This window comes from Paenibacillus sp. sgz302115, from assembly GCF_056120445.1.
The window spans coordinates 89,324-111,878 of record NZ_JBVYOK010000009.1; the positions used below are offsets into that span (position 1 = coordinate 89,324).

Genomic DNA, 22,555 nt, shown 5'->3' on the forward strand with positions numbered 1-22,555 from the left:
TTGTTTTGATGATGCCCTACCTCCTTCTCGCATGAACTTTGAGGGACAAGGTTCAGTTCACCTTTTTACCCCTAAGTGTACTCTTAAATCCATTTTTGAGTATAGGGGTCTGCTCTATAATACACAATATAGACTAACCGGAATGGTTATGTGTGGCAAGCAAGCACAATACTCCCACCACCCTATAAACAAAGAAGAGGTGCAACCATGTTAAAAACACTCGGCAGAAAATGGCGCGAAAAACTGGACTTCGGGCTGTTCACACTCCCCGTTCTGATCTGTATCGCGATTGCGTTCTACATTCCGTTTGTGATGACCATCCGCTACTCCATGACAAAGTGGAACGGGATCTCCAAGCATCCCAAATTTGTCGGCCTGGATAATTTCCAGCAGATTTTTACGGGGGACAGCAACTTTGCCAATTCGGCGTGGTTCACAATCAAATACGCGCTGCTCTACATCGTGATTGTTAATGTGCTGGCGATTCTGCTGGCTGTACTGCTCGATATGAAGCTGAAGTCCACCTCCTGGCTGAGAGCGGCCTTCTTTATCCCTTATATCCTCAGTCTTGTGATTGTCGGCTTCATCTGGAAATTCATCTTCATGCAGGGCTTCAACTCGCTGGGCGCCAGCACAGGCTGGTCGTTCTTCGGCTTAAGCTGGCTGGGGACGCCGGGGCTTGCTTTTATCTCCATATTAGGGGTTTCGATCTGGCAGTCCATCGGTTTCTATCTGGTTATCTATATTGCGGGCCTGCAGTCCGTGCCGGACGATCTCAAGGAAGCGGCCACCGTTGACGGTGCCGGACCTGTGCGGAGATTCTTCAGCATCACGCTGCCGCTGCTTGCTCCATCCATCACCATCTCGGTCTTTATGGCGCTGACCAACTCCATCAAGGTGTTCGACGTCATTCTGTCGCTGACCGGCGGCGGTCCGGGCGGAACTACCTACAGTATCGCTTATGATATTTACCGGGATACCTTCCAGAACAATCTGTACGGATATGGTACAGCGAAAGCGCTGATTCTGTTCCTGGCCGTCCTGGTCGTGACAGTGATCCAGCTTACAGTCTTCAAACGGAGAGAGGTTGAGGCATAATGAAAACAAACAACAGCAAAGCAGGCCGGATCATCCTGGAGGTTGTTCTGGTGCTCCTCTCCCTTGTGTTTCTGTATCCGCTTTTCCTGACGATTATCAACTCGTTAAAAAGCTTCAGCGAGGTCATGACCGATGTAATCGCCCTGCCGAAGCATCTGGCGCTCAGCAACTACTCGTATGTATGGAAGTTTATTAACTATCCGAGATTGTTCCTGAACAACTTTGTCATTACCGGCCTTGGCCTGCTCGGCATCGTGTTTATTTCCTCCATCGCGGCCTATAAGCTGGCACGGACAAAATCCAGACTGAGCGGTGTCATTTACTTCCTGTGCATTATGCCGATGCTGATTCCGTTCCAATCCATCATGCTGACCGTACTGCAGACTGCCAAAAACCTGAATCTCTCTGAAAGCACCTGGGGGCTGGGACTGCTGTATTGGGGCTTCGGCGCTCCGCTGGCCGTATTCATCTATCATGGCTTTGTTAAGGGGATTCCGGCAGAAATTGATGAAAGCGCCACGATTGACGGGGCTTCCAGCTTCCGGCTGTTCTTCAGTGTCATCTTCCCGCTGCTCAAATCGGTAACGACGACCATCGTCATCATCGACGTGATGTGGATCTGGAATGACTTCCTGCTCCCGCTGCTGATGGTTAACGGCTCGCCGGATACGAAAACTCTGACTCTGGCTGCTTACACCTTCGTAGGGCAGTATACCTCAGACTGGCAATATGCGATGACCGCAATGGTTATGGCCGTGCTGCCTTCCATCATCGTGTTCATCTTCCTGCAAAAGTACATCGTGAAGGGCGTTGTCGCCGGAGCGGTGAAGGGGTAATCTTATATGTAGACAAATGGAAACGGCTGCGCCGTCCTTAACTGGACAGCGCAGCCGTTTTAATATTTTAGTGGAAAAAGTGAACTTAAATCTAGCCCATCTAATCTCTAGCAAGCGCTTGTGGGAAAAAGTACACCTAATCTGGCCGATTCGCACCATTCTAGGTGAAATCGAATCAATTAAGTTTACTAATTCCCACTAATACTGTTGTGGAAAGGGTTTTGAGCACATTTAAGTGTACTAATTCCACTTCACTACATTGGATTTCCGTCTCCGAATTGCCTACCCTGTCAACGCCACCCGGTAGACCGGAACAGCCGTAACGCGGTGGAAGACTGCCGTTGCTTCGCCGGTGAACTGTTGCTCTGCCGCCATAGCGGCACCTGCGACGACAGTCATCACCCCTTTGCGCAGCGGCGTGGTCTCCAGAATAACTTCCCCGCTGTGAATCGTATCCCGGAACCGGGACAAACCGATTTCCCAAGGGAGCCCGTTGTAGAAATGGTCATGAAATAATTGGCCTTCAGCGAAGGCGTAACCTACATTGCCTGTATAGTCGATGCTGAGCAGCACATCTTCTACACCCGCTAGCGCATCCGAAGCGATGTGCAGGGCCAGCTTATGCTCATGGATTTGCCGGGTCTCAAGCCTGATCTCCTTCACAGGCACCTCCAGATCATAGCTCAAGAACCACTCCTCTCTCCGCTGCGCTATGGAGCAGGCTGCTTGTGCCGTCTTCCATTCAGACACGGCCCCCGGAATTGCCGCGTACTCCCGGAAGGAGAAGCTGCTCTGGCCGGTGCTGAAGAACTCGATACCTTCCGCTGTCTGAACCAGAGGGATTTCCGAGAATATAATTCTTGTTGACTGGCCGTCCTTCATCTCCCACAGGGTTGAAGCTTCCTTTGCATTCATGACGTAAATGCGAAGCTCTCTGGCCCCTGCCTGAGTAATACGGATCATCGCAGAGCCGTCATGCGGAATCAGGACGGAATAGCTGCCGTCCGCTTCCTGCTCCGCGGCTCCGCTATCGGCTGTCAGGCCGGTGATTCCCTGCCCATCGAGCAGAAACTCCCCATCCACACCCTCCGGCATGGAGAAGAAATAAGTGGCTGCTTCGGCAGACTCCACCACAGTTACCGGCTGTGCCGTAGCATAGCGGAGGTTCAGCCCATCCAGAGTGAAGTTGAACGGGAAGAGGAACGAAGCGTTCCTCCGCACAGTAAGCGAACTTTTTCTTGGGAAGCTAAGCGTCTCCTCTGCCAGTTCCACCTCAAACCGGACATCCTCATGCGTGTCCATCTCCACATGATCCTGATAGTTATTCACGAACAGGAACCCGGCCTTTCCGTCTGTGCGGACCGCGTACCGCAGCGTATGCGGGTCTTCAGGGGTAATAGATACCGCAGTTTGCGGAAGCACTGTTGCCATAGGCATCAGGCGCTCCGCAAACTGGCGGAGAAAATAATGCAGCGGACGCAGCAGATGATTGGAGTCCCGGATCTGTCCGAATTCACCGATAGGAGCCTGAAAATCATAGGTGATTCGCGGTGTGGTGCTCTCATTTAGATAACCTGTCTTCCCTACCGGATTCGTTCCTCCGTGAAACATGTAGTAGCCGACAAAGTTGCAGCCTCCGGCAATTTTCATCAGACTCATCGCCATTACGCTCTCCGGCTCTACCTGGAAACGCGAAAGATACCAGGTCTGCATGCCCCCGCCCATCTCACAGCAGGCAAAAGGATATTTCGTTCTGCGGTACGGCGGATTGTATTCCCCGGTCTCCGCCTGCTCATCATGATAATTCATGAATACATACTCCGCTGTCGGCTTCTGGTCAGGATTCTGCCCGCTGATGCTCCAGGGGGTATAGGCATAACCGCCATAGAGCGGAAGCACCTCATCTTCCAGAAACGGCGCATCGCCCCAGCCTGTGCTGGTATAGATGGGCGCGTCCATTCCCGCCTCAATTGCATACTGCTTCAGAATGCGCATATGCTCAGATCCGGCTTCGCCTCCGGTTCCTCCGCTCAAATATTCATCGCCTTGCTTCGCGGTCAGCTCCCACAGGGCAGCAGCGGCATTGAACTCATTCTCAAGCTGGATGCCGATCACAGGCCCGCCGTCCTTGAACATCAGCCCTGCGGACTGTGCCCCGATCTCATGGAACAGCCGGCGGACATAGCGCAGGTAACCTTCATCATTGGAGCGGACATCAAATGCGCGTCCGAATAGCCAATCCGGCAAACCTCCATTGCGGACCTCCCCGTGGCAGAACGGGCCAACACGCAGGATCACATACAGCCCGTTACGCGCACAGAGCCGGATGAATTCCCGCAGATTCCGGTTGTCCTGCCATTCGAACGTTCCTTCGAGCTCCTCATGATGGTTCCAGAAAATATAGGTAGCTACTATATTAATCCCGGAAATCTTCATTTTACGGATTTCCGTCTCCCAATCGGCCCGTGGATAACGGGAATAATGGAACTCGCCGCAAACGGCAAAATAAGGCTTGCCGTTCAGCTCCATATAATAATTGGTAAAGCTGATTTGCTCACCCTGCGGATTGCTTCCACCCAGCCGCAGCGTCGATGGATAAATTTCTTTCGGGGAAATCCCGGCCAATATTTTATATTCCATGTTCAGAGCTCCTTTTCTTCTGAATAACAAAAATGGGCTGCCCCAAAGCTATGCCTTGGAGCAGCCCGGAAGCCGTTACATAAGCTTCACTTTCAATTAGCTATTTTTTTGCGCAGCGAGGAAGGCGTCGATTTGGGTTTGCATTTCAGCTTGAACCTTGTCAATGCCAGCGGATTTCAACTGCTGAATCAGGTCGGCTTGACCTTTGTCGATATCATCAATCAAACCGTATTCGAGCGGAATAGCATAACGCAGCATTACGTTGCCGATGTTCGCCACTTCGTTCTTCACCTTAGTGGAGTCGAAAACAAAGGTTTCCAGCGGGAAGTGGTAGATGCTGGACTGCCAGCCCTTGAACATATTGTCAGCTTCCACAGGATACGAAGCATCTTGACGGTTCAGCGAAGAGTTCCAGCCCCAGTTCGAGAAGCCAGTGTAATTGGCAGCCGCAGGGCCTGCAGTGAACTTAGTATCGCCATCAGGATTGTAGTTGCTTCCGGCAATGCCGTACATCGTCAAATCATGAATTTCCTTGTCATTTTGCAGAAGATCAATCAGCATCAGAGAACGCTCTGCATTCTTGGAAGTGGCGTGGATCGCCATACCGTTCTGGGTTGAAATGGCGGCGATTTTCTTCTTATCCGGAGTAAGGTCGGCAATCGCCAGTTCTACATCCGGTTTGTCGCGGCGCATTTCAGCAAGGTTGGCTGCCACTGTTCCCAGGTTATGAGCATAAGAGGAGACTTTGCCTGCTTTGATATCCTGCCATACATCGTTTTTGTTGCTGACTACGTTTTTGGACCATGCGCCGTTATCGGCAAGATCTTTATAGTAAGTAAGCAATTGTTTGAACTCAGGAGTGTCATAGATATTAAATACTTTACCGGATGCATCGTCCAGCTTGTAGGCCAGCGGCGTCAGGTTCGGATCTACCAGGTTGAAGTTGTTGTTCTGCTCAAGCAGGGTCTGGTCAAGCTCATGCCATTTCCAGCCATCGGCAGGTTTGGCGCCGTAAGCGGTGATGCCTTTTTCATTCTTAGCAACCGTTTTCAAGTAATTGGCATAGGTTTCAGGACTGTTGATTTCCGGCAGATTGTATTTCTTGCGCAGGTCTTCACGATAGAGTACTACTTTGTCGGTAACCTCAACGTTATTGTTCGGAACCATGTAGAGCTTGCCATCCACTTTCGCTTGTTCCCAGGATACCTTAGGCATAGCTTCCCAGGTTTTCGGCATGTACTTGGACAGCATGTCATCTGTCAGCTCCAGGAATCCGCCTTTGAGCGCCTGATCGTTGTAGAAGGCCCAGTTCGCAGTGTACACAAGGTCGAAATCTTCATTGGCGGCAAATTTCAGCGGGTACTTCTGTGTCCAGTCAGACCAATCGAGGAATTCTGCATCCACAGTCGCATTGATTTTTTCTTTCAGCTTTTTGTTCAGCTCGCCGAATACTTTATCGTAGTCGCCAGGCTGGCCGCCAATCAGCAGCATTTTGAGTTTAACTTCCTTGGAGGTGTCAGGAGCGCCGGAATTCGCGGCTGCTCCCTCCGTAGCGGTTGCTCCTGCGTTTGTTGCTTCCGCAGCTGTATTGTTGTTGTTGCCGCCTCCGCATGCACTTAGTACTGTGCCAAGCATCAATACTGTCGCCAGCGTAGCTGTTAGTTTCTTCTTTTTGTTAGCCATGACCGATGTTTCCCCCTAATCGAATAGTTGGTTTACATTTCTATTGATAACCAGGTTGCCCTGAGATCATCCTTTAACTGCGCCGATAGTTAAACCTTGTACAAAATACTTTTGAATGAAGGGATAAGCAAGCAGGATAGGTCCTGTAGCCACGATGGTCATCGCCATCTTCAAGCTTTCGGTAGGCAGATCAGAGTTCACTACCGCACCCGAGGCCATCATTGCCTTACGCATGCCATCCATATTGCCAAGCATTTTGTAGAGATAATATTGAAGCGGCATTAATTCGGACTTGGAAACAAAGAGCAGTGCGTTGTACCAGTCATTCCAGTAGGCAAGGGCGATGAACAGGCCGATGGTCGCCAGTGCAGGCTTGGACAGCGGAACAATCAGCTGCAGGAAGATGCGAAAGTCGCCCGCTCCGTCAATCTTGGCGGATTCCGTAATTGCATCCGGGATGCTGCTCATGAACGACTTCATAACGATAATGTAGAAGACATTGAGCATCATAGGCAGAATCAGCACTACCAGCGTGTCTTTGAGATGCAGGTAGTTGACGATCATCAGATACCAAGGTACAAGACCGCCGCTGAACAATGTAGTGAAGAAGAAGAAGAATGAGAAACGTCCACGCCATTTGAAATCTCTCCGGGACAGCACGTATGCCGTCATGGAAGTCAGAAACAGGCCGAGCACAGTACCGATTACCGTAACACTGATCGTCACACCGTAAGCTCTGAGCATTTCAGCCGGATATTTGAACAGCAAGCTGTAGGCTTCCGTCGAAAACTTCGAAGGGATTAACTGGAATCCTTTCTCAATAATTGTGCTCTCCTCGCTCAGAGAGGAGGACACCACCAGAATGAAAGGAAAGATACAGAATATGGCGAGCACCGAAAGTGTCGTGTATCCGATGATTGACAGCAGCAGCCGGTCTTTATTGCCGCGCCCGCGGCGTACCTCCGTAGTTTGGATATTTGCAGCAGTTGAACTCATGGCGTTACCTCCTTTTCCTAGAATAGAGCACGGTCTTTATCGTATTTGCGTACTGCGTAGTTGGCAAGCATAATCGTTACAAAACCAAGCAGTGATTGATAGAAGCCAGCCGCAGCGGACATTCCAATTTCATTTGAAGTCGTGAGTGAACGGAATACGAAGGTGTCGATGACGTCGGTGGATGAGAACAGCAGCCCGTTGTTGCCGACCATGTTGTAGAACATCCCGAAATCTCCACGGAAGATATTGCCGATCGCCAGCAGAACCAGAATGATGACTGTAGGAAGCAGGTTCGGAACCGTAATCTTCAGAATACGCTGGAAAATATTCGCCCCGTCAATTTCAGCCGCCTCATACATCTCGGTATCAATGCTGGTGATAGCCGCCAGATACATGATCGTTCCGTAGCCCAGCGTCTTCCAGGCGGATACAACGACGAGGATAACCGGCCAGTAAGCGGCTGTGTTGTAAATGTCGACCGGCTGCATGCCGAGTCCCTTCAGCAATACGTTGATTGTACCTACATCGAAGTTGAACAGGTTATAGGCGATAGCTCCAACCACAACCCAGGAAATGAAGTAAGGCAGGAACAATACCGTCTGTGTCAGCTTCCGGAACCATTTGCCCGCAACCTCGAACAGCAGGATCGCTGCAAAGATCTGAAGCACGTTGTTGACAACGATAAAAGCTATATTGTAGAGCGCCGTGTTCCGTGTTACGCGCCAGGCGTCGCCGGAATCAAAGAAAAATTTGAAGTTGTCCAGTCCATTCCACGGGCTGCCGAAAACACCGCCTGTGTAATTAAATTGCTTAAATGCCAGCACAATACCCGCCATAGGCACGTAAGCGAACAACAGGAAGAACAATACCGCAGGCACCAGCATCAAGAGCAGCGATCTATACTTCTTGACATCGTCCCAGAATCCATGTTGTTTCTGTTTCATCTCGAATCCCCTTCCCTCTCACTGTTTCTCTATGGCTTTATTATAAAGAACCGTTTAAGTGGCGGGGATTAAGCCTATCAACTAAAACTAATACTTTTTCAACGATCAGTGAAAATGTATAGGTTGCCGTTCTCACAAAAGTTGCCTCGGCCAAATGACAAGCAGCCGGGGCAACGATCGGAACGCTATATTTTATTCTTCTTACGGTATTCCCCCGGCGTCATGCCCGTCGTCTGCTTGAACTGTCGGTTAAAATAAATGATATTCTTGTAGCCCATGCGCTCGGCGATTTCATAGATTTTGAGCGTCGGGTCGCTCAGCAGCTCAGATACGCGGCTGGTCTTGCGCTCATTTAGGTATTCGCTGAACGGCACCCCGTATTCTTCCTTGAACAGATATCCTAAATAATTCGGTGTGAAGTCGAAGTGGGCGGCAACCTCTTTCAAGGTGATCTTCTTCTCCAGATTCTCCTCCACATAACGCATAATCTCATCAATCAGCTTGCGCTTCTGCCGCTGCCGTTTCACGTACAGCAGCTCCGACAGCTCGAAGAATCTGCGCCGCATCCAGGACAGGATATCGTGAATCGTCTCGAACTGGAACAGGATATCCGGCTGATGAGATTCCCACTGGAGCAGCTCATACAGATTCTCGTTCTGCTGCTGCAGATCGGCATGGAGCTTCGAGGTAATGCGGATAATCAGCTCGTAGACATCCTTTTTACCCGCCAGCATATCTTTGGTGAACAGCTCCATCAGATGATCATCTATCGCCACCAGATCATATTGGATAATGGCCTCCAGCAGAAGGTCCACCGTCTTTTCAATCTGCGCCCCGGGCGTTCCTCTCGGCGATGATTCTGTCGTATCGCGGATCAGACGGTTCTTGCCCAGCAGCCACTTGGCACTCAGCGCAGCCTGTGCCTGCTGGTAGGATTCATGCAGCTCAGCTTCTTCGGTTGCGTAACGTCCGACGCCGACGGTTACCGTGCAGGGAGAGGCCGCCGCCACCTTGCGGATAAGCTCCTCCAGCAAAGGCAGGAAGCTCTCCTGCACTAGTGTCGCCAGAATAACAAAGCGGGTATGGTGAACGGCGATCAAGGTACCCAGCTTCGCGTCTTCGGCAAAGGCTTTGATGAGCTCGGCAATTTGCCGCGTGATGCTCCGGGCCTCCTCCTCGGACAGATCACGCAGCTTCCATTCCAAATCGTCAATCTCCACGATTGCCGCCGCAGCGCCCTTCTGCAGCAGCGGAGTCAGGATGCTGCGCAGATGCGGCTCTGCGGGATTAGGAGAAGACTCATCGAGCCAGCGCAGGAGCAGCTCCTTGTTCACTAGGGACAGAGCTTCGCTGAAGGAGCGGTCCTGCTCCCGTTCCTGCTCCATTTTGGCGCATAATGAACCCAGCATTTCGTACAAATCTTTATCCTGCACAGGCTTAAGCAAATAGCCGGAGGCGTTGATCTCAATCGCTTCTTTGGCATAGCTGAAATCCTCATGCCCGCTGATGAACACAATCTTGGTCTTCGGACTCAGTACCTTCGCTCTGCGCGCGAATTCGGTTCCAGTCATGATCGGCATCCGTATGTCCGACAAAATAATATCAATCCGTTCCTCTTCCATAATCTTAAGTGCATTGAAGCCGCTGCTCGCGGTACCCACTACCGTAATATTAAGTCCGCTGGCAAGCACTCTGCGCCGCAGCCACTCCAGATCTATCGCTTCATCGTCAACCAGCAATACATTGATGCTCATATCGAAACTTTCCTCCTGTAATTAGGCAAGATGCAGCTTGCGGGACTCTTTTCACAAGAGCTCCTCGTTATCCATAAGCCCGGCGGGCATTAGAAGCCGAACGGTTGTACCGCCTCCAAAAATACTTGCAATAGTGACGCCGTATGCGTCTCCGTATCTGAGCTTGATCCGCTCGTCCACATTTTTCACCCCGTAACCTCCGGCCTGACTTGACCCCTTCATCATCCGGTCGAGCGTTTCGGGACGCATGCCGATTCCGTTGTCGATGACCTTCAGCTCGATATTGTCGCCAATCCGTCTGCCGGTTAAGCGGATCGCAATCGTCTCTCCAAACCATGCATGCTTGAACACATTCTCCACGAACGGCTGCAGCACCAGCTTAATCACCCGCATCTGCAGAATCTCCTCGTCCACATCCACATAGACGGAGAAGGCATCCGCATATTTGACCTGCTGGATTTCAAGATACGTGGCAACCTGCTCCAGCTCTTTTTCCAGTTCGATGTACACGTTGCCCTGGTTCAGCGTCAGGCGGTAAAAACGCGAGAGTCCCTGCACCATTTCCGTGACCTTGCCGATTTCTCCGAGATTCGCTAGGCTGCTTATGGTCGAAAGAGTATTATACAGGAAATGCGGATTAATCTGCGCCTGCAGGGCTTCCAGCTCCGCCTGCTTCTTCTGGATACCCTGCACATAGACGCTGTTGATCAGCTCCTGAATATTGGTGGCCATGACATTGAAGGAATCCGCGATCTGCACAAATTCATCATTGCCGGAGAAGCGGATGCGCTTCTGGAAGTTCCCTTCCTGAAAAGCACGCACCAGCCCCACGATGCGGCTCATCTTGCGCCCGGAAAGACGGGCAACCGCATATCCGATAACTGTCATCACCAGGAAGCTGAGCGCGCACACCGCAACAATTACCCGGCGCAGCCTGCCGGCATCCTTCGTCAGATATGAACTCGGCACCAAAGATTCGATAACAAAGCTGCTGCCGGGAATCTGCTCATGCAGACTGAGAAAATTCTCGCTTCCAGCATCATAATTAGCCTTGCCGCGCTGGAACAGGATGCCGCCAGTAGACTCGTCCACAAGCCGGAGGGTAATCCCCTCCTCCAGGGGGAAGGTGTCAAAACCGCCGAACAGATCCTCCAGAGATACGGTGATGCGCACATAACCGATCACGGTTTTGTAATCGCTGAAGTTGACCAGTCTGCGGACATGCGAAATGTTATCCAGCTTCTGGTCTGTATCAATCTGCAGCCACAGATTATCCCGTTTCGAATCCTTGAGGGACTGGTACCAGTCGGTTCCGGCAATGTCCTGAAGCGGCAGGATATAATAATCGCTGTCAATAATCGGATCATTCAGATTGTCCCCGGATACAATGTTGAGCTTACTGTTTGGTGTATAGAGCATGAACCGGATCTTGTTCCCGAACAGCTGCAGCGGTGCAGTTATCTGGGGAACTATCTCATCGAGCATAGCCAGATAAATTTCAAACGGCGTCCCCTTCAGTTCAAGTGCGCGTTGGAAGGGCTGACTCCCGAACAGGTTGTCCGACATTCTCTGAATCTCATCCATCTGGTAGCGGATATTGGTCCTTGCCTGCTCCATCCCTGTTCTTATGTTCGACTCCGCCATCTCCGTCCGGGAATCGGTCAGCATGGAGTAGGAGATGTATCCGATGACCACATCGGTCAGCAGAACAAGCAGGAGATAGGGAATCATCATTTTGTAGGTAAAAGGCATGTATTTCTTGAGCTTAGGCATCATTAGCGAAACATCCTCTGTATGAATTCGGTATGTCTATATTATCGTTCCCCCACCCAGAAATAAATAGGCTGCGGTAAGAAGATAAATTGTGAGACGTCAAAAAAACGCCGGAATTTCTTCCGGCGCCAAGTTTATTTTCAATTAAATGGAATCTCCGGAGGTTGTATGCAAATCAGCTTCTGCGGTTGCCAGCCCCGTAGAGACGGCTCGCACCGTAATAGCTCCCGCTTCTGAAGAAGACTGGATCAGGGCCAGGCACCAGCCGTTAAAAGCCCGCCGTACCGCCGCCTTATCCGGCTCATGACTGCTGGGATTGCCATTGCCTACTCCAAGCAGATGCCCTGCTCCCTCCACTTCAAACCGGATCTCATTGTCGGCCGTCGGAACAACATGCCCTTGCCTGTCCACAATAGCCACGCGAACCGGAATGGTGTCCGCCCCGTCCGCTTTTCCCGCCAAGCGGTCCGGGACCAAGCGGATTTGATAGGGCTGGCCTGCTGTAACGACCGCTTTCTCGGCAACCGGCAGGCCGCCGCGTTTCCCTATTGCTTTTAATTCCCCCGGCTCATACATAACCTCCCACGACAAATACCCGGTCCGGTTCACCTGTTGCTCACCCAGACTTGCACCATTCAGGAACAGCTCTACAGTGTCGGTATTGGAGAATACCCGCACCTCCACCGGCTTGCCTTCTGACCCCGGCCAATTCCAATGTGGGAACACGTGAACCATCGGCTCATCCTTCCAGACCGCCTGCATGTAATAGTAGCTGTCTTTCGGGAACCCGCAGGTGTCCATCAGCCCGAAATGCGAGTTCACACACGGCCACAGATAAGGTGTCGGCTCGCCCCGGTAATCGAACCCGGTCCACATGAAAACCCCGGTGAGAAAACGGTTGTTCACCATATCTGTCCAGGCCTGCTGCGGACTGCAGCCCCATGAAGGAACATTCGTGCCATATTCGGAGCAGTAACCCCGCACCGGATCGTCCTCATAGATTCCCCGGGTCGTGGTATAGCTGGCACATTCGCTGCCGATGATCACGCGCTCCGGATACCGCTCATGGTCGCGGATATCAAGATGGTCCCGGTGTCCATAATTGTAGCCTGTAATGTCAACAACATCATTGTAGCCATTCTCGTTCCAGCCATGATTCATGGCAGCGGAAGTCGGCCGCGTCGGGTCTATTCTTCTTGCGGTTTCCGCCAGGGTCTTCAGAATGCGCATGCCCGTTACAGTTCCTTCGAGCACCTCCTCATTCTCCAGGTTCCAGATGATCACAGAAGGATGATTGCGGTCCCGGTAGAGCATCCGCTTCAACTGAGACAGTCCGTTTGGACTGCTGTCAAGTTTGCGGTTCTCGTCCATCACCAGCATGCCGATCCGGTCGCAGATATCCAGCAGCTCGGGGGTCGGAGGATGGTGCGCACTGCGGTAGCTATTTGAGCCCATTTCCTTCAGCAGCTTCAGCTTGTATTCAATCAGACTGTCCGGAAGCGCAACCCCCACTCCGGCAAAATCCTGATGGTTGCAGGTTCCTTTAATGAGATGAGGCTCCCCGTTCAGGAAAAAGCCTTCCTCTGCATCAAAACGGATGCTGCGGATGCCGAACACCGTCTCATACCGGTCAACCTCGATCCCGCCATTTCTCACAATAGATACCGCCTTATATAAGCAAGGTGTGTCTGGAGACCAAAGTGCCGGCTGCTCCACCTTAAATATCTGCTCCAGCTCCGTCTCGCCATACCAGTCCACATTCACTTGCGCCGCTCCGCCGCAGACCCGCTTTCCGGCAGCATCGTAAATCTCCGTATGCAGCGAGACTGACCGTTCCCCGGCATATTCATTGCAGATGCGGGTGCTCACATGCACCACAGCCTGCTGCTGCGCGACCTCCGGTGTCGTAATATAAGTTCCATACTCGGCTACATGCAGGCGGTCCGTCTGTTCCAGCCAGACATGGCGGTATATGCCGCAGCCCTCATACCACCAGCCCTCACATTCTGTTGCATCCACCTTAACAAGAATGACGTTCCGGCCTTCTTCACCATAACGAAGTACATCCGACAAATCATAGGCGAATCCGATATATCCTCCCCTATGCTCACCGATCAAATGTCCATTGACCCACACTGTGCTTAAGCCCGACACTCCGTCGAAGCGGACTGCCCACTTGCGTCCGGCTCCCTCTGCCGGAAGCTCGAAGCTTTTGCGGTAAAAGCCTACTCCCCCCGGCAAATATCCGTGGCTGCCGTCTCTTGAACCCAGCGACTCATCCTGCACATACTGCTGTTCCACACACCAGTCATGCGGCAGACTCACGTTCTGCCACTCCAATTGCCGCTGGCCCATCCCTTTATCGTTAAAAGCAATATCCAGCCATTCGCCCTCCTGGTAGGAACCACAGTCGGAAATACCGCCTGTCATCCCCGCCTTGACGGCAAGTGGAATATGGATATCCCCTTTGTAAAAGCTCCAATTCTCATCAAACAAGCTTCTGCTTCTCCCTGCTTCCAAGCTCACCTTGCTAACGCCTCCTTACTGGACTATATTCATATAGTAGATTAGATTATCAATAAACAGTTAGCACAATGCTATTACGATATAGCACAATTTGAATGTGAGGGATAATTCTATGCTGTTTCCGTTCCGCCTGTCCTCCGATGATCAGAACCCGAGATTGCCGCTGGCCCTGTACAATATCGGCTGCCATGCACAGCATCCCATCTCCCGGCCATCCGGTTATCTTGTGCCGCAGTGCTTCATTGCTTTCGAAGGCAAAGGCCGTGTCCGGTTCAAGGATGGAAAAACACTGACCCTGGAAGCCGGACAAGCACTGATTCTGCCTACCGGTCAGCCGCATGAGTACTTTCCGCTGCCTGGGGCCCCTTGGATGGTTGGCTACATCGGGTTCAAGGGCAGAATTGCCGAAGAGCTCATCCGCGGCTGCGGTCTGCCGTTCAGCACAGCGATCCCGCTGAGCGATGCAAAGGCGCTGATGGCTCCTCTGAAGCTGCTCTGGGAGCTTGCGGACCAAGCGGAATCGTCCCGGGCCTCGCACATTTCCAGCCAGCTTTATTCCTTTTTCCTGCTGCTCGCGGATCTGGCGGAGCTGCCCTCCGTCCCTGTCTCTCTTCCGGGAAGCCGCCCTGCGGAGGAGGCGCTGCGGCGGGCCACCGGATATATGCAGGAGCATTTCACCGAAACCCTGCAGATGTCCAATATTGCCCATGTTGTGGGCTATTCGGTCCAGCATTTCATGCGGATTTTCCGTGAAGCCTATGGCATTACTCCTCATGCGTACTTACAAGGCCTGCGGCTGAACCAGGCTGTAAAGTGGATGGAGACGCAGCCGGACATGCCCATCAAGGAAATCGCCGGCCGCCTGGGGCTGGAGCCCAATTATTTCATCCGCGCCTTCAAGAAAGCTTATGGAACAGCGCCGGGGGCCTACCGGGAGGAGCTGTGGAAATCCGCCAGCAGGGGCAGCATCCTCTCTTCCACAAACAAAGACCCAAGCGATTAGAACAACTAATCGCCTGGGCCTTTGCATAACATCTTCAGTTCAGCTCAAAGCTTCTCGCTTACCTCTCCATTCGCAGCAATTCTCGCATTGAACGAGAGCTGATTCAGCCGCTTGATGGTGTCTTTATTGTAGGCATCGCCCATAAAATTAGGCTGTCCGCCGATAATCTTGACCGGAGTAACCCTGCTGGTCACACCATCATTGGCGATGTTAAATTGGACCAGCATCGAATGCAACGTTTTGTCGCCGCCGCGTGTGGAGCGGTTGAAGACAAAGTTGCCCAACGAATAATAGATTGGCTTGTGCTTGTAGTATTCAATCCCCATCAGACAATGGCTGTGCGCACCGAGAATCATATCCGCCCCGCTGTCGATCATCTGCTTTGCCAGTGTCCGGGCATATTTCTCGGGATAGTCCTTAAACTCCGTATTCCAGTGGACATATACAATGGTGTAGTCGTTCTCCTTCGCCGATTTCTTAATCGCGCCCAGCAGCGGCTCGGGCGTATAGGCGGAAGCAGCACCGGGGTGGCTTTTACCAGCATACCAGGAAGGACTGGAGAGCACGCGGCTAGTGCCGAGCACGGCGATCTTTTTGCCTTTAACCGTCCGGGTGTAAGGCTTGAACGCTTCATCGCTGTCCTTGCCTGCTCCGGTATGCCCAATCTTGTATTTATCGAGATGAATGAGCGTATCCAGCATAGCGTTCTGTCCGAAATCCAGAATATGATTATTGGCCAAAGTTACGCCATCAATCCCCGCGTAGTTCAGTCCCGCAAGCGCCGCCGGCTTGGAGCGAAACGCAAAGGTTTTCTCCGCCGCCTGCCCTCTTACAGATACCGGTGTCTCCAGGTTGGCAAAGGCAATGTCCGCTTGCTTCAGAACAGGCGCTACCTTAACAAAAGGAAAGTTGACGCCATATCTCTCGATCTGATCGCCGACAAATCCATCCAGCAGAATGTCACCGGCAAAAGCAAGGGTGATGTTCTCCCGGGTTGAAGCCCCCTCACTGAACACAGCCGGTGACGGAAGCAACAGAATGAACAGGATAGTAATGAATGCAAATCTGCGCAAAATTGTGTGACCCCTCTCTATTTGTAAAATCTGCAACTATTCTACTACAATAGAGAGAGAAAATCCAAATAAATGGTAGATTAAGAGATTAGGCCTGCCCCTTCTTGAGCACCGCCCGGAAACAGCTCAGCCCGCCTGATTCCCCGGAACGCACGGCATCCCCCGGAAGCATGAAATCCGTCTCACCCCAATACTGAAATCCGGCCTGCAGCAATAAATCATTCATCCTCTGCAGATTAACGGTCGGATATTCAAAGGTCAGCACAAGCAGCCCTTCTCCGTTCAGCGTGCGGTGAAACTCCTGTATGGCTCGTACAGAATCCTCCAGTGATAAATGCTCCAGGACGGAGATGCAAAAGATCGTATCAAAGCTCTCATCCGCATACGGAAGCGCAGTAAGGTCGGTCTGGGCCAGATGGAGCCTGGGCGTCCGGCTGGCCTGAGCAAGCTGCACCGCTTCTTCGCCGATCTCATCAGCAATTTCCTGCATAATCGCATCCCACGATAGAATCCGCGCATCAATATCACAGGCGTGAACCTCCGCACTGCGGCCTGCGAGATAGAACTTGAGCGGCTCTGCAATACCGCTCGCAGCATCAAGCACTACATCATGAGGCGAAATGAAATTTGTACACCATTCGTACTCATAAGGGCGGCTCCACCAGGATTCCGGCAGCTCATAAACGAGCTGCTCGCGGCGGGCATCGTCATACACAAAGAAACGGGAAACATACGGATGTGTCGGCATGGCCAGGACTCCTTTTAGAGGTAATTCGGTAGTGAGAGTATATTCAGGAATCTCCGTTTCATGCCATAACCTTACATCTGCCGCCGGGATACGCTTAACCTAAATAAGCTGCAACCCTGTTTCTCAGCTCCCCGGAGGGCTCCAGTCCAAGCTCCTTGCGGTATGCCGTTTCGAAGTTTTCATAGAGTCTGATGATTTTCTCCTTCTTCCCGTGCTTGCTGTAAATGTCGAATAAGAGCTGAAGCATGTCCTCCTGCAGCGGATAGTGCGCCAGGTACGCATCCAGCCGCTCTTCCGCTTTACTAGAGTTCCGGGAAGCCAGGTCTCTAGCAACCAGCCAGCGAACCAGTGCCGTATACTGCTTGAAATACGCCTCTTCCAGCGATATTTTCCATAAATAGGGTTTCCCCTCGAACAGCGGTCCCCGATACAGGGAAATGAGCTGTTCCGCCTGATCCGCTTCTATTCTCCCTTCGGCAGATAGATTCTGCAGCCGCTGAAAGATCTGCACATCATATTCCTTACTTCCGGCCTCCAGCACGTACCCGTCGTTCACTTTCTGAATGCTCATGCCAAAATCATTTTCCTTCAGCACTTTTTTCAGAAGATAGAGTGTATTATGTAAATTCGACGATCCCCGCTCATCCTGCATGTCCGGCCACAGCAAATCCGTCAGCTTCCATTTGCTGATGTACCGCCCCGGGTGGCACAGGAAATAAGCAAACAGCTCCTCTGCCCGGCGTGTCCGGAAGTGAACCGGCTGGCCCGCTGAATTGCGGACGTCAAATCCGCCGAAGCAGCAGATCGTTGGACCCGTTACCTGCTGTTCAAGGGGGGCGGCCGTTCCCAGGCGCTTGAGCAGACGTTCCGTAACCCTTTTGATCGCACCCATCGTCACAGGCTTGAGGATATAATCAAGAGCGGACACCTCGAAGGCTTCCAGCGCATAATTCTTGTAGGCTGTAGTGAACACGATTTCCGTGGACTCCATGAGCTTGTGAACCCTGCCCGCCAGCTCAAGCCCATTCATCTTCGGCATCTCCACGTCAATGAAGATCACGTCCGGCTTCAGCTCCGGCAGACTGGCAAGCGCCTCCAGGGGACTAGTGAAGGCTCCGACAATCGTGTAATCCGAATTACGCCCAATAAGCACCTTCATTAAATCAAGAATCGGCTGCTCGTCTTCAACAATAACGGCTCGAAACATCATATCTCCCGTCCTTTCTCCTCAGCAATTACCGGTAGATGCTCATCTCACCGTTCCCGCCCGCAGTACTGCGGTTAGCTGGCAGATACATCATCACCTTGGTCCCGCCTCCCGGCTCGGAGTGAATCGTCAAGCTGGCCCCGGAGATAACATCCAGCCGCTTGCGAATATTATGAATGCCGATGCTTCCGCCAAGCTGTCCGTTTCCCGTTAATTGATACAGCAGGTCATTAGGGATGCCCACGCCATCATCTTCAATCGTAACCTTCATATAACCCTCACCCGCTTGAATCTTGAGCGATACCAAGCCCTGCCCCTCTTTCTCAAACAGCCCGTGCCGGATCGCATTCTCTACAAAAGGCTGGATGCATAGTGAAGGAATTTCAACGGAGCCGAGCCCTTCGTCCACCTGACACACAAAATCGAAACGTTCCCCGAACCGGGCCTGCTCAATCTCCACGTAAGCCTGAATCAGCTCCAGCTCACGGTGCAGAGGAACAACCAGGGTAGAGCGGTCCATATCGAGAATAAAACGGATATACTGGCTGAGCATGGACAGCAGATAGGCTGCCTTCTCCCCATCGGTATAACAGAATGAAATGATGCTGCTCATAGCGTTATACAGAAAATGCGGCTTGATCTGGGCCTGGTGAAAAGCCTGCTCGTTGCGTATAGCATCCCGTATCGAAGTCTTCATGGCAATCAGGGTCTGGATCCGGGCGATCAGGGTTTCACCGTCAAAAGGCTTGGTCACATAATCATTCGCACCAGCCCGGAAGCCAAGGGCAATATCCGCCGGCGAGTCCTTGACGGTGGCGAACAGAATCGGCAGGTCAAGAATGGAATGATGTCTGCGCAGCGTCCGGCAAAGCTCAATACCGGAGGTTCCGGGCATCATCACGTCCAGAATGACCAGATCCACATTCGGATGCTGCTGCATTTTGACCACTGCTTCTTTGGCCGAGAACGCAGTGATCACATTATAATGATGCCGGCCAAGAAGGTTGAGCAGTATATGAATGTTCGACGCTTCATCATCGACAATAAGAATCGTATACCCGCTCCGGTCAATTATATCAAGCGAAGTACGCTCATATGAAGCATGCTTTTCCATAGCTCCGGCGGCAGCCGTTTCGCGGTAGCCCGGGATCTGCTCCACATACGGCAGTGTAAAAATCATCCGCGTCCCCTTGCCGAGCTCCGACCAATCCACGCGGATTTCTCCGCCCATCCGTTCCACCAGCTTTCTGCTGATGTACAGACCAACTCCCATCCCTGTATATCCGTCCTGCGGCAGCGGCTGATCCACCTGCTCAAAATATTCAAATATCGCATTATACTTATCTTCAGGTATCCCTGTTCCAGTGTCCTCAACTGTAATCGAGACCTGGTTGCCGAGCGTCCTTGCAGCAATGACAATCGACCCTCTATCCGTATGCTTGATAGCATTGTGTACCAGATTGTACATCACCTGCCGCAGCCGGCTGTCATCGGCCAGAACCCAAATATCCGGTTCAACCCTGTTATCCAGATGAACTTCCTTGCCCGCAAGCTCGAATTGCAGCACGTCAAAGACGATTTGCGAGGCCACCCTCAGATCAACTACCGTTCTCTGCAGGCGCAGCTCCCCATGCTTCAGGCGGCTGACATCTATCAAATCCTGGATCAGCATCGACAGCTTCGTTGACGTATCCTTGATCAGCCAGAGATTCTGCTTTTGACTGTCCTGCAGATTCTCTTCCCCATCCTCCAGCAAAAATGAAGTCATATTCATAATGCCATGCAGCGGCGTTTTGATCTCATGCGAGGTGTTCATCAGGAACTCATCCTTAAGCTGGTTCGAGACCAGCAGTTGACGGGACAGAACCTCTGTTTTGTCATAGGCATTGGAGAACCTTACGGCGAGCAAAGTGTTGATCAGAATAATAAAAGCAATGATTCCGAATCTTCCCGCCAAATCGCTCTGCACAATATTTTCCGAATACAGGCTTCCGTCAACGAGGGAGATCATCAGCGCGATAGCCCCGCCAATAAACAGCAGCAGCTCTGCCCGGTCCGCCGCATGGCTCTGCCTGCGGAAATATAAATACACCATTCTCATGATGATGCCAACTACGACGACTGTGAGATACAGCATGAAAAAATATTTCACACTGATATGTACAGAATACGGCAGAAACAGAACCGCAATGAGATACAGAACAAATGGCGAGAGGATCAGTCTAAGCCGCTTGGGCGCCATCAGACCGGGTTCCACAGTACAAAAGAACACAATAATAACGGACCCGCCGAGGAACTGGCTGATCTCCAGCAGCTTATAAGCAATGTCGAACGGAAAGCCCGGAAGCAGCCGCTGAAATATTTTTTCTCCATATAGAGAGCTTTGTAAGGCAAGCAGCAGCAGATACAAACCGCTAAGCAGATACTCCTTCTCCCTGCGCCCCACAAAAAAGAAGCTGAAATGGTATGCGCCGAACATGCTCAAGACCAGAATGATGCCGATATCGACGCCAAGCTGGATAGTGTTCACCCGGGTAATATCCTCTTGTGTGCCAAAAGGAATCGGGTTCACAATCCCTCCGGTGACAAAGTTGAAGTTGGACACTTGAAGCACAATGTCAACCGTCCTGGAATTGGCATGAAAAAATACAGTATACGGTGTATTCCCCGGCTTAAATGAGCCGCTGTCCTCCGCTGGCAGTCCGCTCTCTCCTGCCTGTTTGCCGTTGATGAACAGCTTCTGGGACATGCGGATGCTTTTTATTTTCAGGCCGAGCACCTCATCCGCCTGCTTCAGTTTCACCTGGAGACGATAGGTTCCGTAGCCCTTACGGTGCATCCCGCCGTCTTCACTTTTGCCTTTCCAGGTACCGGGGACGGATAAATAGGCGGCCTTTGGATGGCTTCCTTGCTGAAAATCTGCCGGACTCAGCAGCTTATTTTCATAGAATTCCCATTCTCCATCCAGATTGACCCGGCCTTGCTCCTCCAAATCCCAGGAGGTCAAATCCAGCACGCCCTGCCGCGCCTGCGGAAGATTGCGGCTTGTGCCGGTTTGGGAATAGAGCATCAATAACAGTGAAAAGGTAAAGATAAAAAACGAACATATCCCCGCAATTCTGCGGACATTCACAATTCTCAATATGCGAGGCCCCTCTCACTATGTATAGCTCTATCTATTTTACCGCAGAGCGCTCACAAAAATCTCGCAAAATCCGCCCGTCTATTTATCATTCGAATCCGGGATGCTATGATTTATTGGAAGGAGGAAGTGAGGGTAATGCACATTAGTAAATATGAGAATCTTGTACCGAATATTTGCCTCTTCGTTGACCGCAGATCATTTCCGGACTGGCAGATTGTCAGCAGCAAGATTGATTTCCATGATCTTACGTTCATCGTCGAAGGAGAATCAACCTACTCTATTAACGGGGAGAAGTTCACGGCCACAGCCGGCGATATGCTCTATGTTCCTTCCGGCAGCGTCCGGGAAGCCGTAACCTCCAAAGAAGCGCCGATGCATTCCTTCGCCTTTAATTTCTTCTGGGAGGGGGCGGACAATCACGTGCGGCTCCCTTTTGCGCCAGTAACCAAGAACTGGATGACAAAAGAGATTGTGGAGGACATCAGAGAATTCTCACATGTCTGGATGGGCAAGCAGCCCTTCTACAGAATGAAAGCCCGGGCCATATTCCAATTGATTGTGTATCGTCTGCTCAGCATCGCCCACCATCAGGAGGCACCTCTCCTTGATCCGCGGGTCCATAAAGCGATGACCTATATCATGGACCACTATTCGGAGGACGTCACGATTGGCAGCCTGGCCGATTTGGTCGGCCTGAATCCCGTATATCTGGGCAAGCTGTTCAAGCAGAACACCGGGTCAACCTGCAAGGAATTCATGAACAGGGTGCGGGTGAACAACGCCGAAATGATTCTCTCGGCAGGTGGGTTCAATGTTACGGAAGTAGCGGAGCACTGCGGTTATCATGATGTTGCCTATTTCAGCAATGTCTTCAAGCATATAAAAGGATACCCTCCGTCATCCGCCTTGAAATAACGGAGGGTATGGTTCTTTCTTTGACCCGGCTATATAAGTTAAACTTTAGATTTTCATATTAGGGATCTGGTCGTGACTACAGGGAATGTTTGGACTTCCGGCCGCTGTTGTCTACAGATTTCTTGATTCATACCGCTGTTCGCGGTGGAAATCCGTAGACAGCTTATGCTTACGACGCCAGCTTTCCTACGGAAAGCTCTCAGGCGGTCGCTAT

At 51.6% G+C, this 22,555-nt stretch carries 15 protein-coding genes; 4 read left to right on the forward strand and 11 right to left on the reverse strand.

Annotation, left to right across the window (positions count from 1 at the left end; genetic code table 11):
• The first annotated feature begins 207 nt into the window (after window positions 1-207).
• Together AC0LWN_RS18015 and AC0LWN_RS18020 are read left to right on the forward strand one after the other, a co-directional pair.
• Window positions 208-1,098 (forward strand): carbohydrate ABC transporter permease, encoded by an 891-nt coding sequence (locus AC0LWN_RS18015; protein ID WP_474667656.1) that lies wholly within the window; start codon window positions 208-210, stop codon window positions 1,096-1,098.
• The gene (locus AC0LWN_RS18020; RefSeq protein ID WP_458962922.1) at window positions 1,098-1,934 is read left to right on the forward strand and encodes a carbohydrate ABC transporter permease; all 837 of its coding nucleotides are present in this window, start codon (window positions 1,098-1,100) and stop codon (window positions 1,932-1,934) included. The genes AC0LWN_RS18015 and AC0LWN_RS18020 overlap by 1 nt, the downstream gene beginning before the upstream one ends.
• 282 nt (window positions 1,935-2,216) lie before the next feature.
• Here the strand turns inward: AC0LWN_RS18020 and AC0LWN_RS18025 are convergent, their stop codons facing one another.
• The 7 genes from AC0LWN_RS18025 to galA form a co-directional block, all read right to left on the reverse strand.
• Window positions 2,217-4,574: a beta-galactosidase gene (locus tag AC0LWN_RS18025; RefSeq protein ID WP_474667659.1), complete on the reverse strand. Its 2,358-nt coding sequence runs from the start codon at window positions 4,572-4,574 to the stop codon at window positions 2,217-2,219.
• 96 nt (window positions 4,575-4,670) lie between these two features.
• Window positions 4,671-6,257, reverse strand: coding sequence for a DUF3502 domain-containing protein (locus AC0LWN_RS18030; RefSeq protein ID WP_474667661.1), 1,587 nt, complete (start codon window positions 6,255-6,257; stop codon window positions 4,671-4,673).
• 66 nt (window positions 6,258-6,323) lie between these two features.
• Entirely contained in the window at window positions 6,324-7,253 is a 930-nt protein-coding gene (locus AC0LWN_RS18035) for a carbohydrate ABC transporter permease (protein WP_474667664.1), read from the reverse strand.
• A 17-nt stretch (window positions 7,254-7,270) separates the two neighbouring features.
• Complete coding sequence (locus AC0LWN_RS18040; RefSeq protein ID WP_474667667.1) at window positions 7,271-8,197, reverse strand: ABC transporter permease; 927 nt, start codon at window positions 8,195-8,197, stop codon at window positions 7,271-7,273.
• Window positions 8,198-8,382: 185 nt separating this feature from the next.
• Window positions 8,383-9,951: a response regulator gene (locus AC0LWN_RS18045; protein ID WP_474667669.1), complete on the reverse strand. Its 1,569-nt coding sequence runs from the start codon at window positions 9,949-9,951 to the stop codon at window positions 8,383-8,385.
• Between the two features lie 51 nt (window positions 9,952-10,002).
• Complete coding sequence (locus AC0LWN_RS18050) at window positions 10,003-11,727, reverse strand: sensor histidine kinase (protein ID WP_474667671.1); 1,725 nt, start codon at window positions 11,725-11,727, stop codon at window positions 10,003-10,005.
• Window positions 11,728-11,868: 141 nt separating this feature from the next.
• Window positions 11,869-14,250 (reverse strand): beta-galactosidase GalA, encoded by a 2,382-nt coding sequence (gene galA, locus AC0LWN_RS18055; RefSeq protein WP_474667673.1) that lies wholly within the window; start codon window positions 14,248-14,250, stop codon window positions 11,869-11,871.
• Window positions 14,251-14,362: 112 nt separating this feature from the next.
• Here galA and AC0LWN_RS18060 point away from each other — a divergent pair, with 112 nt between their 5' ends.
• Complete coding sequence (locus tag AC0LWN_RS18060; protein WP_474667675.1) at window positions 14,363-15,253, forward strand: AraC family transcriptional regulator; 891 nt, start codon at window positions 14,363-14,365, stop codon at window positions 15,251-15,253.
• 44 nt (window positions 15,254-15,297) lie between these two features.
• Here the strand turns inward: AC0LWN_RS18060 and AC0LWN_RS18065 are convergent, their stop codons facing one another.
• The 4 genes from AC0LWN_RS18065 to AC0LWN_RS18080 all read right to left on the reverse strand — a co-directional run bounded on the left by AC0LWN_RS18065 (window position 15,298) and on the right by AC0LWN_RS18080 (window position 21,414).
• Window positions 15,298-16,293, reverse strand: coding sequence for a CapA family protein (locus AC0LWN_RS18065; protein ID WP_474667901.1), 996 nt, complete (start codon window positions 16,291-16,293; stop codon window positions 15,298-15,300).
• 121 nt (window positions 16,294-16,414) lie between these two features.
• Window positions 16,415-17,074, reverse strand: coding sequence for a class I SAM-dependent methyltransferase (locus tag AC0LWN_RS18070; RefSeq protein WP_474667677.1), 660 nt, complete (start codon window positions 17,072-17,074; stop codon window positions 16,415-16,417).
• Between the two features lie 94 nt (window positions 17,075-17,168).
• Window positions 17,169-18,284, reverse strand: a complete 1,116-nt coding sequence (locus AC0LWN_RS18075; RefSeq protein ID WP_474667679.1) for a response regulator — start codon at window positions 18,282-18,284, stop codon at window positions 17,169-17,171.
• A 25-nt stretch (window positions 18,285-18,309) separates the two neighbouring features.
• Window positions 18,310-21,414 carry a hybrid sensor histidine kinase/response regulator gene (locus tag AC0LWN_RS18080; protein WP_474667903.1) on the reverse strand — a complete coding sequence of 1,035 codons (3,105 nt, stop codon included), beginning with the start codon at window positions 21,412-21,414 and terminating at the stop codon, window positions 18,310-18,312.
• Window positions 21,415-21,561: 147 nt separating this feature from the next.
• Between AC0LWN_RS18080 and AC0LWN_RS18085 the strand changes: the two genes are divergently transcribed.
• On the forward strand, window positions 21,562-22,341 hold the full coding sequence (locus tag AC0LWN_RS18085) for an AraC family transcriptional regulator (protein ID WP_474667681.1): 780 nt from the start codon (window positions 21,562-21,564) through the stop codon (window positions 22,339-22,341).
• The last annotated feature ends 214 nt before the right edge of the window (window positions 22,342-22,555 follow it).

Coding starts and splice junctions, on each gene's coding strand:
- AC0LWN_RS18015 (WP_474667656.1), top strand. CDS start 208: ATGTTAAAAACACTCGGCAGAAAATGGCGCGAAAAACTGGACTTCGGG.
- AC0LWN_RS18020 (WP_458962922.1), top strand. CDS start 1,098: ATGAAAACAAACAACAGCAAAGCAGGCCGGATCATCCTGGAGGTTGTT.
- AC0LWN_RS18025 (WP_474667659.1), bottom strand. CDS start 4,574: ATGGAATATAAAATATTGGCCGGGATTTCCCCGAAAGAAATTTATCCA.
- AC0LWN_RS18030 (WP_474667661.1), bottom strand. CDS start 6,257: ATGGCTAACAAAAAGAAGAAACTAACAGCTACGCTGGCGACAGTATTG.
- AC0LWN_RS18035 (WP_474667664.1), bottom strand. CDS start 7,253: ATGAGTTCAACTGCTGCAAATATCCAAACTACGGAGGTACGCCGCGGG.
- AC0LWN_RS18040 (WP_474667667.1), bottom strand. CDS start 8,197: ATGAAACAGAAACAACATGGATTCTGGGACGATGTCAAGAAGTATAGA.
- AC0LWN_RS18045 (WP_474667669.1), bottom strand. CDS start 9,951: ATGAGCATCAATGTATTGCTGGTTGACGATGAAGCGATAGATCTGGAG.
- AC0LWN_RS18050 (WP_474667671.1), bottom strand. CDS start 11,727: ATGATGCCTAAGCTCAAGAAATACATGCCTTTTACCTACAAAATGATG.
- AC0LWN_RS18060 (WP_474667675.1), top strand. CDS start 14,363: ATGCTGTTTCCGTTCCGCCTGTCCTCCGATGATCAGAACCCGAGATTG.
- AC0LWN_RS18070 (WP_474667677.1), bottom strand. CDS start 17,074: ATGCCGACACATCCGTATGTTTCCCGTTTCTTTGTGTATGACGATGCC.
- AC0LWN_RS18075 (WP_474667679.1), bottom strand. CDS start 18,284: ATGATGTTTCGAGCCGTTATTGTTGAAGACGAGCAGCCGATTCTTGAT.
- AC0LWN_RS18085 (WP_474667681.1), top strand. CDS start 21,562: ATGCACATTAGTAAATATGAGAATCTTGTACCGAATATTTGCCTCTTC.